This is a genomic window from Qipengyuania mesophila, from assembly GCF_019711655.1.
Classification (GTDB): Bacteria; Pseudomonadota; Alphaproteobacteria; order Sphingomonadales; family Sphingomonadaceae; genus Qipengyuania; species Qipengyuania mesophila.
Map to the genome: position 1 here is coordinate 1,140,342 of NZ_JAIGNU010000001.1, position 12,370 is coordinate 1,152,711.

15 protein-coding genes are annotated in these 12,370 nt (G+C 61.1%); 10 read left to right on the forward strand and 5 right to left on the reverse strand.

What is annotated here, in order from left to right:
- Nucleotides 1-12: 12 nt before the first annotated feature.
- From K3181_RS05725 to K3181_RS05745, 5 genes are read right to left on the reverse strand one after another with little or no spacing between them, the layout of a single operon-like run.
- On the reverse strand, nt 13-1,326 hold the full coding sequence (locus K3181_RS05725) for a copper resistance protein B (protein ID WP_221597135.1): 1,314 nt from the start codon (nt 1,324-1,326) through the stop codon (nt 13-15).
- Nucleotides 1,323-3,131 (reverse strand): copper resistance system multicopper oxidase, encoded by a 1,809-nt coding sequence (locus K3181_RS05730; protein WP_221597133.1) that lies wholly within the window; start codon nt 3,129-3,131, stop codon nt 1,323-1,325. Before K3181_RS05730 ends, K3181_RS05725 begins: the two co-directional genes overlap by 4 nt.
- 55 nt (nt 3,132-3,186) lie before the next feature.
- Complete coding sequence (locus K3181_RS05735; RefSeq protein WP_151884812.1) at nt 3,187-3,747, reverse strand: RNA polymerase sigma factor; 561 nt, start codon at nt 3,745-3,747, stop codon at nt 3,187-3,189.
- Nucleotides 3,748-3,753: 6 nt separating this feature from the next.
- On the reverse strand, nt 3,754-4,188 hold the full coding sequence (locus K3181_RS05740) for a Spy/CpxP family protein refolding chaperone (RefSeq protein ID WP_009823993.1): 435 nt from the start codon (nt 4,186-4,188) through the stop codon (nt 3,754-3,756).
- Nucleotides 4,189-4,191: 3 nt separating this feature from the next.
- Nucleotides 4,192-4,488 (reverse strand): hypothetical protein, encoded by a 297-nt coding sequence (locus K3181_RS05745; RefSeq protein WP_009823994.1) that lies wholly within the window; start codon nt 4,486-4,488, stop codon nt 4,192-4,194.
- Between the two features lie 151 nt (nt 4,489-4,639).
- Here K3181_RS05745 and K3181_RS05750 point away from each other — a divergent pair, with 151 nt between their 5' ends.
- The 10 genes from K3181_RS05750 (at nt 4,640) to K3181_RS05795 (ending at nt 12,362) form a co-directional block, all read left to right on the forward strand.
- Entirely contained in the window at nt 4,640-5,326 is a 687-nt protein-coding gene (locus K3181_RS05750) for a class I SAM-dependent methyltransferase (protein ID WP_486659997.1), read from the forward strand.
- A complete protein-coding gene (locus K3181_RS05755; RefSeq protein WP_221601646.1) occupies nt 5,323-5,787 on the forward strand; it encodes a DUF411 domain-containing protein in 465 nt (154 codons plus the stop codon). The genes K3181_RS05750 and K3181_RS05755 overlap by 4 nt, the downstream gene beginning before the upstream one ends.
- A 331-nt stretch (nt 5,788-6,118) precedes the next feature.
- The gene (locus K3181_RS05760) at nt 6,119-7,426 is read left to right on the forward strand and encodes an APC family permease (RefSeq protein ID WP_345725477.1); all 1,308 of its coding nucleotides are present in this window, start codon (nt 6,119-6,121) and stop codon (nt 7,424-7,426) included.
- Between the two features lie 130 nt (nt 7,427-7,556).
- Entirely contained in the window at nt 7,557-8,288 is a 732-nt protein-coding gene (locus tag K3181_RS05765; RefSeq protein ID WP_009823997.1) for a glutaredoxin family protein, read from the forward strand.
- Nucleotides 8,285-8,701, forward strand: a complete 417-nt coding sequence (locus K3181_RS05770) for a potassium channel family protein (protein ID WP_008603934.1) — start codon at nt 8,285-8,287, stop codon at nt 8,699-8,701. The genes K3181_RS05765 and K3181_RS05770 overlap by 4 nt, the downstream gene beginning before the upstream one ends.
- Nucleotides 8,702-8,771: 70 nt before the next feature.
- Nucleotides 8,772-9,236 carry a DUF305 domain-containing protein gene (locus K3181_RS05775; RefSeq protein WP_008603933.1) on the forward strand — a complete coding sequence of 155 codons (465 nt, stop codon included), beginning with the start codon at nt 8,772-8,774 and terminating at the stop codon, nt 9,234-9,236.
- Nucleotides 9,233-9,721: a DUF6692 family protein gene (locus K3181_RS05780; RefSeq protein WP_009823998.1), complete on the forward strand. Its 489-nt coding sequence runs from the start codon at nt 9,233-9,235 to the stop codon at nt 9,719-9,721. Before K3181_RS05775 ends, K3181_RS05780 begins: the two co-directional genes overlap by 4 nt.
- Before the next feature lie 108 nt (nt 9,722-9,829).
- Nucleotides 9,830-10,534 (forward strand): NAD(P)-dependent oxidoreductase, encoded by a 705-nt coding sequence (locus tag K3181_RS05785; RefSeq protein WP_039388617.1) that lies wholly within the window; start codon nt 9,830-9,832, stop codon nt 10,532-10,534.
- A 120-nt stretch (nt 10,535-10,654) separates the two neighbouring features.
- Entirely contained in the window at nt 10,655-11,011 is a 357-nt protein-coding gene (locus K3181_RS05790) for a hypothetical protein (protein ID WP_144400834.1), read from the forward strand.
- Between the two features lie 115 nt (nt 11,012-11,126).
- Nucleotides 11,127-12,362: a TolC family protein gene (locus K3181_RS05795; RefSeq protein ID WP_221601650.1), complete on the forward strand. Its 1,236-nt coding sequence runs from the start codon at nt 11,127-11,129 to the stop codon at nt 12,360-12,362.
- Nucleotides 12,363-12,370: the final 8 nt, after the last annotated feature.

Genomic DNA, 12,370 nt, shown 5'->3' on the forward strand with positions numbered 1-12,370 from the left:
CTTTTTGAGATTTCAGAACCAGAATCGCACACCGACGACATAATTGGTGACGCTCGGATCCTCTCCGGCGGCCCGCGCAAAATCCGCGCTGTCGCCGATGCGCCATTCCTGGGAAACGCCGACATAGGGCGCGAATTCGCGTGCGAACTCGTAGCGAAGACGCAGACCTGCCTCGATCCGGTCGAGGCCAGCGCCAATGCCGAGTTCGGGAATATCCTGAGCGGAAAGTGCGATTTCGGCACGCGGTTGAAGGATCAGCCGCTGCGTGATGCGCTGATCAAGTTCGCCCTCAAAACGCGCCGTCACATCGCCCTTGGTGGAGACGAAGGCCGCGGCATCGACCTCGAACTGGTAAGGCGCGATCCCTTGGATACCGATAACCGCGTGCGTGCGTTCCGGACCGGTCAGGTCCTGGCGAACACCCGCCTGGAAATCGAAGAAGGGCGCAATGGCGCGGCTCCAGAGCGCCTGGACCTCGGCGCCTTCTATGGGTTCGCCGAAGCTGCCCTCACCCTCGGACTTGAACCAGAATTTGTCGATGTCGCCGCCATAATATCCTTGGATGTCCCACAGATATCCATCCTTCCCCTCGCGGGCGCGGTACTCGAGCCGGTCGCCCTGAAACCAGAAGCGCATTCCTCCGTCGGTCTCGCGGACAAGCTCGCGGCGCGCTTCGTTCATGGCTTCCTCGCCCCAGATGGCGACCGCCGCGCGCGCTGGGCCGCTCCCTGCTTCTGGAGGAGGCGGCAGCAGCGGGATATCATCGTCCGAGCCCATCTGCATCGCCGAATGGTCCATGCCCTGCCTGTCCTGCGAAGGCGTCTCCCCATGGTTCATCTGGCTGTGATCCATCTGCCCATGGTCCATCGACGAACTGGCCTCCGCCTGACCCATCTCGCCGTGATTCATCTGCGAATGATCCATCGCGCCTTCGGCGGGCTTGCCCTGCGGCATCGAGCCGTGATCCATTCCTTCATGACTTTCGGGCGATGCCTGTGGACGGGCAGCGTCCACAGGCATTGTCATGCCAGAATGGCCATCCTGAGCGGTCATCGCACCATGATCCATGGTTGAGTGATCCATCTGCGAGCGGTCCATGGCGGCTTCAGGCTGGGCAGCCGGTTCGCATGCTCCATCTGCAACCGGATGCCCCATCGCGCGATGGCGCTCGGCTTCTTCCTCGCACTTCGTCTTCGCGTCAGCCTGCGCCTCGGCGCTTTGCTGCGGCTCCGCCGGCGAATGACCGGCATGCTGCGCCGCCGCGGGGGAGGCGAGAACTGAGCCGGCTGCGACCGATGCGAGCAGGCTGGCAATACGAATTTTCATGCTTCGCTCCCGTCGGGATTGGCGACCGTGACGATCTGAAACATCCCGGCATGCATGTGGTAGAGAAGGTGACAGTGGAAGGCCCAGTCGCCCGGCTCGTCCGCCGTCAGGTCGAACTGCGCGCTGCCACCCGGCTGCAGGATTACCGTGTGCTTGAGCGGTTGACGATCGGCCGGCGCGCCATTGACCAGCTCGAAGAAATGACCGTGCAAGTGAATGGGGTGCGCCATCATCGTGTCGTTGACGAGCTTCACGCGCACGCGCTCGTTATAGGCGAAACGGATCGGCTCGTCTGAGACGGCGGAGAACTTCTTGCCGTCGAACGACCACATGTAGCGCTCCATATTGCCGGTCAGATGAATTTCCATTCGCCGGGACGGCGTGCGGCCCTCGCGGTGTGGAGTCAGAGCGCGCAGCTTGCGATAGTCGAGCGTACGATGCGGCACATCGGCGAGACCGATGCCGGGATCGCCCATGCGGTCGACCGGGTTCCTCGAGACCATGTCGAGACCGGGCCCGACCTTCACATCGGGCGGCAGAAGCGACGTGTCGCGCATCTGCATCCCCGACATGCCGGCCATGCCTGCCATCTCGGATTGGCCGGACGAACCATGATCCATCCCCGCCATGTCGCCGCCACTTCCGTGGTCCATGCCCGACATGCCGGCATCGCCAGACGAGCCGTGGTCCATGCCGCTCATGCCCATGTCGGCCATGGTCAGAAGCGGCGGATCGCGCAGCGGCGGAATGGCGGCGCGAGCGCCGGGTGCGCTCGCGAGTGTGGCAATACCCATGCCCGAGCGGTCCATCGACTCCGCGACCAGCGTGTAGGCTTGTTGCGCGCCCGGCGTCACGACGACGTCGTATGTCTCGGCCACACCGATCTGGAACTCGTCGACCTCCACCGGCTCGACGTTCTGCCCGTCCGCCTGAACGATGGTCATCGGCAGGCCGGGAATGCGAATATTGAAGAAGGTCATGGCGCCGGCATTGATGAAGCGCAGCCGCACGCGTTCGCCCGGGCGGAAGAGGTATTCCAGATTGTCGAGCGGGCCATGGCCGTTCAGAAGATAGGTATAAGCCGCGCTCGACACGTCGAGGATGTCCGTCGGCATCATGCGCATTTTCGCCCACATCCGGCGATCCTCGCCCGAAAGCGGGTAATCGTCGGTCCAGGTGTTCTGGTTGTAGTTGAAGTAGCCTTCGCCCTTCTTGAGCTTGTCGAAAATCGTGTGGGGCGACATTTCGCTGAATTCGCTCAGCACCACGATATATTCGCGGTCGGCCTGGACCGGATCGGGTCCGGCGGGGTCGACCACGATCGCGCCGTAATGCCCGGCCTGTTCCTGCAGGCCGCTATGCGAGTGCCACCAGTAGGTACCCGACTGGCGAACCGGAAATTCGGCGGTGAAGGTCTCTCCCGGTTTGACGCCGGGAAAGCTCACGCCAGGCACTCCATCGAGCTGAAACGGCACGAGCAGACCGTGCCAGTGGATCGAGGTATCTTCCTCGAGCTGGTTATGGACATTGAGCCGGACGGTCGTGCCTTCCTGCAATCGCAACAGCGGACCGGGGATCGTGCCATTGACGGCGATCGCGCCGCCGCGCCTGTTGCCGGTCGCGAAGGCCGATCGGGCAACGGTGAGGTCGATATTGGGGCCGGATATCTCGTCCAGCCCCTTGCGGGCGTTACCTGCGAGGATGTCCGCGCCCCGTGCCCAGGCAGGCATCGCCCCGGCAAGGCCGAGCAGACCCATTCCTCCTGCTCCGGCTCCGAGAAACTTGCGTCGATTGACGGCGATCATAAAGGGCTCCTGACTTGGCGTTTACCGTTACTTACGCGCGCGCCCAGCCAACCCCTCAAAGTTTTTCGAAGCGCTCCTTCAGCCTGTTGCGCGCGCGATATACGCGGGTTTCGATCGCCTTTTCGGTCGTTCCGAGAAGATCGGCCGCCTCGGCCTGGCTACGCCCCTCGATGGTCACGAGCACAAGCGCTTCGCGCAGCCTTACAGGCATTCGCGCGATCTCGGCCTGAACGAGATTGAGCTCTTCCCTGGAAACGGCCAACGCTTCAGGACCCGGCAAATCGTCGGCGATGGAATGGAGTTCGTCATCACCCGACAGTCCGAAAAAGCCCGCGACCTTGCGCCTGCGCAAACGGTCCCGGCAGCGGTTGAGGACGACGGTTGTCAGATAGGGTCCGATCGGCTTGTCCGGATCAAGCCGATGGCGCGTCAGCCACACCGAAGCGAGGCTGTCCTGAACAACGTCCTCGGCCTGAGAAGGAGAGGAAAGCATGCGTGTCCCGAGCGCGAGAAGCCGACCAGTTTCATGCTCGACGAGTTGGCTGAAAGCCCGCTTGTTTCCAGCCCTCGCCTGCGAAACAAGGGCCTCATCCGGATTGTCGCCCGCCCCCGACATGGCGCTTCAGTCGCGAGGGTCGCGGGTCAAGGCGTCGGAGACCTTGCGGTCGAACTGGCGTTGCTGCTCGGGTTCGAGAATTTCGCGCATGTCGAAGACATGGCGCACCGTTGCTTTCTGCAGATCGCCCATGCGTGCATGCACCTCGTCGATCGCGGCCGAGACCTCGGGACCGTACTCATGCTCGGTTTCCATCGCCTGGGCGAGCCGGGCATTGGCTGCACGCGCCGATCCTTCGAGCCGTGCCCTTTCGACAGCGAAACGAGCCTCGAGCGCATCGAGACGCTGCTCCTGGTCGGCCGTCAGGGTGAGTTCGTCGTGCACGAAATCGTGGAGGCCGGAGCCAGCCTCGTGATTGGCCCAGCGGTCCGCGGCAATCGCGCCGAGGCATCCTGCAAGTGCTGCGAGAAGCACCGCGAGAACGATATGCGTCGTCTTCAAACCCTATTGCTCCACATGGAGGAGCGCCGATGGGGACAGCTGTTCGCCGAGGATAAGACTCTCGCCAAATGACGCGGAAGACGTGCCATAGCCGCCGGGCCAACCGCTCGTTCCGGCGCCAGCTCCAAGCCCGACGACGAACAGACCGACGAACAGAGCCGTCCGGCGGCGTCGGTCGGCGATTTCGCCAAGCTGTCCGGCGCGCTGCCAAACGCCATCCATGAAGTCGGCGGGGACCTCGCTGGTGCCGGTGGCGGAAAGGGTTCCGAGCACCGCATCAAGAGAGTGATTGTCACGCATCCGAAAAACTCCTGTGGGTTGCACGTGTCCTATACGCGCTCGCCTGCACAATCCCTTAAACTTCTTTTTTTGAGGGAATGTCCACCACCATACGTAATCGAGACGGGTCTGTCAGAATCGGGTCGAACCCGGGATGAATGGAAACCAACTCGTGAGCAATATCACCGCACCTGAAGATCACGGCGAATTTACGCCTCTTCTTGGCAAGAGCTTTCTGACGCCGCTTTACGACCGGGCGATCGTTCTGTTCACCCGCGAACATCTCTGGCGCCAAAGGATTGTCGAAGAGCTGCACCTTGTCCCCGGCGACCGGGTGATCGATGTTGGCAGCGGAACCGGCACTCTTCTCAAGGCCTTGATGACGGATTGTCCGGAAGCGGGTCTGATCGGTGTCGAACCCGACCCGGATGCGCTCGCGCTTGCGCGGCGCAAGTTTGGCGCGGGAGCCGATCTCGTGAAATGGCACAATGGCTTTCTCGAAAGCCTCAAGCTACCCGCAGGGTGGCAGCCGAACAAGATCGTCAGCAGCCTCGTCCTGCACCAGGTCCCCTTGCGCAAGAAGCAGACAATCCTGGAAACCATCGAAAGCTTGCTCGTGCCAGGCGGAACCGTGTTGATCTCCGATTATATGAAGCAGGATAGCCCACTCATGCGGAGCCTCTTCCGGGCGACCGTCCAGTCTCTTGACGGCATAAGCGACACGCAGCCCAGCGCCGACGGCGAAGTCGAAAAACTGTTCGCCGAAATCTTCACCGAGCCATGCCTGCTCCACCGGTTCCCGACGGCAACCGGGACGATCTCGCTATGGCGCGGATACAAGAAAGGAATTGCACAATGAATTTGAAAAAGCCTTCGCTGCTCCAGCGATCGATTAGCGGCGCGGCCTTGCTCGTGCTGGCAGCCTGTTCGAACGTGGCTCAGGCAGCGACCTATACGATGTTCCGGGATCCAGGATGTGGGTGCTGTCTCAACTGGGCAGGCCATGTCGAAGACGGGATGAACACGAAGGTGGCATCGGTCGACAGCAACGACATGGCGGCGATCAAGACCGCGCGGGGCGTACCCCAAGAGTTATGGTCATGCCATACGATGGAGGTCGATGGATACATCATCGAAGGTCACGTGCCTGCAGAAGCCGTCGCCAAGCTTTTGCGCGAACGGCCCGCCGGCGTTGCCGGCCTCGCGGTTCCGGGAATGCCTCTGGGATCGCCCGGCATGGAGGCCGGAAACCGGATCCAGCCTTACGACGTCATCGCCTTTGGCCCAACCGGACAGAGCGTCTTCGCGTCCTTTCCGTAAGGGGGTGAAGCCACTCCATGCGTCGGCATGAAAGGTTGCAGGCGATGAGGACTAATTGCGGGAAGCGACACAGAAGCCTGTCGAACTTCTCGCCGGGTCCGGGCTGGCTGCCCCCACAGTCCCGGACCCTTCCAATTTGTATGATTGCAGCACGCACGAAATAGGAGAAATGCGATAGTCAAAAGCTCGGTCAGAAATGCTGGATCTTTTTAAGGGGTGAACCTCTGCCCAACGTACTGCTTGTCGTGATGCTTCTCGGACGGGATGACATAGACAGGGGAAAGACTTGCAGACAGATGGCGACGATCAACATAGCGAGAATGCGGGCTCGATAACGTTGCTGGGCGGTGTCGCGATGGGGACCGGCGTCATGATTGGCGCAGGTATCTTCGCACTGACCGGCCAGATTGCCGAACTGGCTGGACCGTTATTTCCGCTTTCTTTCATAGTCGGCGCGCTGGTTACCTCGCTTGCCGCCTACAGCTACATCAAGATGTCGAACCGCTGGCCCTCCTCTGGCGGCATCGCGATGATCCTTCAGAAGGCTTACGGACCGGGCGTCGTTGCAGCATCGGCATCGCTCCTGATGGCGCTGTCGATGGTCATCAACGAAAGCCTGGTCGCTCGGACCTTCGCGACCTATGCCTTGCGGCCCTTTGGGCTCGAAAGCAGCGGCATTCTGGTCTCCGTCGCGGCACTGGCCCTCATCGTTTTCGCCTATTTCGTGAATGCTGCCGGCAACAAATCGGTCAGCGGGTTTTCGCTCATTATGTCGGCAATCAAGATCGGCGGCATCGCCCTGTTCGCAATTGCGGCGATCTGGGCCACCGGATTTTCAGGCGGTGCCTTCGCAGAGCCGGTCGCGCTTTCGGGCCTCGACGCGTTGCTCGCTTCGGTCGCTTTCTCGATCCTCGCTTTCAAGGGTTTCACCACCATCACCAACAGCGGCGGCGAAATCATCGATCCGCATCGGAATGTCGGCAGAACCATTATCATTTCGATCGCAGTATGCGTGGTCGTCTACCTTCTCGTCGCGGTGGCGGTCGGCGCCAGCCTCAGCACTTCAGGAATAGCCGAGGCGCGCGATTACTCTCTTGCGGCAGCTGCGCGCCCCGCGCTCGGAGAGCTTGGCTTCTATTTCACAGTCGCAATCGCGATCGCAGCCACGACCTCGGGTGTCATCGCCAGTGTTTTCGCCGTTTCGCGAATGCTGACGATGCTGACCGAGATGAAGATGATCCCGCATAGCCATTTCGGCATGAGCGGACCGATCCGCAGTCACATGCTGGTCTATACCGTAGTGATTGCCGGCACGCTCGCGGTCCTGTTCGATCTGTCGCGGATCGCTTCGCTCGGAGCATTTTTCTATCTCGTAATGGACATGCTTGTGCATTGGGGCGTGCTGCGCGGTTTGCGGGAAGAGATCGGTGCGCGTGCCTGGGTGCTATGGTCGGCACTCGTGGCGGACAGCGTAGTCCTGACAGCTTTTGCCTTCGCCAAGCTCAAAACCGACCCTGCGGTCGTCGCCTATGCGGTCGCAGGCATTGCCGCCGTTTTCATCGCCGAATGGTTCTATTTGTCCAGGCGTTCGCAAGCGATGGACTCCGCTTCAGAAAGACCGGCGGAAGAGAGGCGGTGACCCCGTTAGTAGAACACGAGCGCAAAGGCAGCGACCAAAAGCCGACGAGGATCGAGGCGCCAAGTTCGCGGATCAAAAGAAATTCAAGACGGAGCATATCGTGACGACTAAAACTGCCACCGTTTACCGAATGGTCATGCCGGACCACGTTTGTCCGTATGGATTGAAAACGGTCGATTTGCTCAAACGCGAAGGTTTCGAGGTGGACGACCACCATTTGAAAACGCGCGAGGAGACCGATGCGTTCAAAGAGCAGCATGGGGTAGAAACCACCCCCCAAACCTTCATCGGCGGGAAGCGCATCGGAGGTTACGACGATGTCCGTGAGCATGTCGGCAAGAAAAGAACGCAAGCCGGTGATGACGAGACCAGCTACCAGCCCGTCATTGCCATTTTCGGCGTCGCTTTCCTCCTGGGTCTGGCAATTAGCTGGTACGTTTTCGACACGATTTTCACGGTGGAAGCGGTCGAATGGTTTGTCAGCCTATCGATGGCCTTGCTCGCGATCCAGAAGTTGCAGGACGTGCGCAGCTTCTCGACCATGTTCCTCAACTACGATCTGCTGGCGCGACGCTGGGTACGATATGGATTTCTATATCCGTTCGGTGAGGGTTTGGCTGGAATATTAATGGTCGCGCACGCGCTTCCGATCGTCTCGGTTCCGGTATCGCTGTTCATAGGGACGGTCGGCGCGGTCAGCGTGTTCAAGGCGGTCTACATCGACAAGCGCGAGTTGAAATGCGCTTGCGTCGGCGGAAGCAGCAACGTGCCGCTCGGCTTCGTATCGTTGACCGAGAACCTGTTCATGATCGGTATGGGTCTTTGGATGGGTGCCAAGGCCCTGGGTTGGGTCTCGCTATGATTTGGGCACTGCTTCTCGGTTTCGCGCTGTTCGCGATCTCTCTCTACTTCCACATGTTGATGCTGCGCGGGGCGAAAGCCGTTTCTCCGCCAGGCAAGGACCCACGCCATTTCCGGCTGCTTGCAGGCTCCAGCCTCGTTCTTCTCAGCCATCTGGTCATCGCCGGCATATTCGCGGGCGGAATGTATCTCGCTTCCGTCTGGGGCCTTGGCGGGCTCGAGAAGGACGTCATCAACAGCTGGATGGATTATTACTACTTCGCGCTGATCACGATCTCGACGGTCGGTCTCGGCGATATTCTGCCCGCCGGGCACATGCGCGCCATTTCCGGCATCGCCGCCCTTACCGGGTTCCTGATGATCAGTTGCACCGCCCAATATGTCTATCAAACCATGAGCGAAAAGGAGAATTGATATGGCTGAAGCTAGGCACGATGCACACGAAAAAGGTGGAGGGGGCGGCAACTACTGGCGGTTCATGGCAATGGTATCGACCTCGACCGTGATCATGTTCTTCCTGATGTATGCCAACAGCTTCGACATGGACGACGTTTTCTGGAGCGAGACGCGCTTCTGGATGATGTTCGTCATGGGCGCGATGATGATGGTGGTCATGCTTCTCTTCATGTGGGGCATGTACAAGGACCGGACCAAGAACTTCATCATCTTGGGTGTCGGAGCCGTCGTCTTCGCGCTCGCGCTATGGCTCGTACGCAGCCAGACCACGGTGGACGATACCGAATACATGGCCGCGATGATCCCGCACCACTCGATCGCGATCATGACTAGCGAGAGGGCGAGCCTGAAGGATCCGCGGGTTCGCGAACTCGCGCAGGCCATCATCGTCGCGCAGCGGCGCGAGATCGCCGAGATGAAATATCTCATCCAGGACATCGAGGAAAACGGTCCGCGCACCGAAGAACGCCTGCCCGAGGAGATGCAGCAATGAACAAGATCGCAATCCTGACGCTTGCAGCCCTCCCTCTGGCGGCCTGCAACACCAATACCGCGGTCGGCAATGATCGCGAAGCACAGCTCGATCCCCCGGCAACTGCGGCACCGATAGAGAGTGCTGCGAGCGCTCTTGCCAACCTCAGCCCGGGCCTCATGCTGCCCGAGACCATGAGCGACGCGGACCTCGCCACGCTGGGAGCCGAGAACACGTGTCAGTTTCGCCTGACTGAGGTCGCGTTTCCGTCGTTCGTCTACGACAACAGCGGTGGCGGCGCGATCAAGATCAACGGCAAGCTGATCCCTGTCACAGCAAGCGCCTCGGGTGAGTATGCGAATGGTGAGCTTCGTATCCGCACGCGCCTTCTCGATGACGAAGGAGACGCGGGCCTGCAGATGCAGGAACTCATCGTCGCCGGACCTCGGATGAAGGACGAGTTCGGGTTCTGGGGGTACACGACCTGCGGCAACAGCGAGGCGTGAACACGAGCGAGCGGGCGCCAGCGTGCGTCGGCGCCCGCTCCATGATCACGACGGGCCCGGCACGCGCGGCCAGATTCATAATGAGGTACGACAGTGGCAGCTGAGCCTGTGACCGATGCAGCACCCATTGCGGTCTTCGGTGCCGGAGGAAAGACCGGTACGGAAATACTGCGCCATGCGGTTCGCAAGGGCATCGCGGTTCGAGCGTTCGAGCACACCTTGCCCGAACCATCGGACCGGGTCGATAACGTCGAGTACTTCCAATGCGATGTACTCAATGACGACTTCAGCAGCGAGCTCGAAGGTTGCCGTGCTGTTATTTCCGCACTCGGTATAGGGTTTAGTCCATCGACGGCGATCGATCCGCCTCCGCTTTACACGGAGGGAACCCGCAGGCTGGTGGAAGCGATGTCGGCAACCGGCATTTCCCGGATCGTCGTGATATCGGCAGCGTTCGTAGAGGCGCAGCCCAGCGTTCCTGCATGGTTCGAGCTCACAGCAAGACCAGCCTTGCACAAAATTCTCGCACAGATGCGCGCAATGGAAGATCTTCTGGAGCGCGCGAAAGGCCTGGAATGGACGGCTGCGCGACCGGGCTGGCTCCTGGACGAACCCTATACCGGTGAAGCCGTCATTTCCGACGAGCGCCTTGCCGAAGGTTGCTTTCGCTGCCGGCACGCGGATCTTGCGGCAGCGATGCTCGAATTCGTCTGCGAGAACACCTGGGTCAACGCCAAGCCCGCAATAGCCCGCCCAGAAGAAGACCGCTTCGAAAGCATGACAGCGCTGAAAGCCGAACTGGGAATCGACTGAGGAGGAGGCGGCATGTTCGAGACACGTACGGCGACAATCGGGAGGGGTCACGATAATTTTGAGACTCTCCGCAGGCTGCATGACCTTGTCTTAAAAGCGGCAAAGCTCTAGGTGAGTGTGATGCGAGCCTTGCGTACCCTAGGACTGTTATTGATCGCCTGCGGGCTATTCGTCCAGTCGGCCGCGCATGCTTCTGCTCTTCCTCAGGTCGTCGACGCAGGCGATCCGGCCTGCGCAGAGATGGAAACGATGGCGGGCGCGACTTCCACGGAAGATGACGGCAGCGCACCTTGCAAGAACCTTCGGCTGGATTGTCTGGTGGCGCTCGGGTGCATTGCGCCGCTCGCTCCCGGCGCTGATGCGACCCTTTCCGAAGACTTACCGGCGCAGGCTGCTCAATTCAGCGGTTTGATCTCCAATTCGCTCGCCGCCCCAAGGCTGGGGCCAGAACCGCCACCTCCGCAATTTCCGGCATGACCCGCGTGCAGGCTTAAGCCTGCGCGCTCCTGCCTCTGGATGAACGGCCTGCGCTCGACGCGGGCCGGTGATCCGGAACGCGTGCCTGACGCGCTCCTTTTGCGGATGAACGATCATGAAACGAATAAGCTGGACCGCGCTTCCGGTCCTGCTGGCCCTTGCGCCGGCGAGTAATGCCCAGTCGGTGGGCTATGAGGAAGCTTTACGAGCAGCAACGAGCGACCAGCCGCAGGTTCGAACAAGCGAGCTGCGACTGGACGCCCGGCGCGAGATCGCCGACGCTGCCGATGAACTGCCAGACCCGCGCCTACGCGCGGGCATCCAGAACCTGCCGCTAAGCGGGCCGGCTGCATTCGAGCTGAATCGCCAGCTCCCAACGCAGATCCAAGTCGGCATCGAACAGGAGATCCCCAATCTCGCGAAACGTCGGGCCCGGTCTGGAATGGCGGACGCCGACATCGATCTTGCCGCAGCACAGTTGCGTCAAACCCGTTACAGGGTGCGCCTCGGAGCAGGAATGGCATGGATCTCGTTGGCTTATGCCCAACGGGCTCTGACCGTCGCCGACGATGCACTCGCTGAAATCGAGGGGCTCGTACCACTCGCGCGCAGTTCTGTCGCCGCCGGTTCGGCCAGGCCCGCCGAAAGTCTGGAAGTACGCCGTGCCGTGCTCGAAGTCGCAGATATGCGGACCAGGATCGAAGCCAACCGAGAGGCCGCGCAAGCCATGCTGTCGCGCTATACGGCTCTGCCGAACGCTACCGCGACCGGAACCATCCCTTCGGCCGATCTCGATCCCGAAGGTTTGCGGGCCATGCTCCAAAGCAATCCGGAGCTTGTCGTGGCGCTTGCGCAGGTCCGCCAAGCGGAAGCGAGAAGCGATCTTGCGCGATCGGAAAGGCGTCCGGATTTCGGCGTCAATGTGAGCTATGGACGGCGCGATCCCGATTTTGGCGATGCAATCTCGGTGATGGGTTCGATCACGCTCCCGATTTTCGCGGACCGGCGCCAAAACCCGCGTATAGCCGCCGCCGACGCCGAAGCGGCTGCGGCACAGTCGGCCAGAGCAGACCGGCTGCGTGAACTCGAAGCCCGGTTCGAAACCGATCTCGCGGCATGGCGCAGCGCTTATCGACAATGGCAGCGCGCGACCGACGAATTGCTTCCCCTTGCCGAAAGCCGCGTGGACCTCGAGCGCGCGAGCTTTGCCGCGGGCCGCGCGGAACTGCTCGACGTCATCGACGCCATCAAAACGCTCGCCGTGCTGCGGGTGGACATTCTGCAACGCGAGGAAGCGACCGTCGAAGCCGCCGCGAACCTGCGACTGACCTATGGGGAGTATGGCCGATGAGAGCCGCA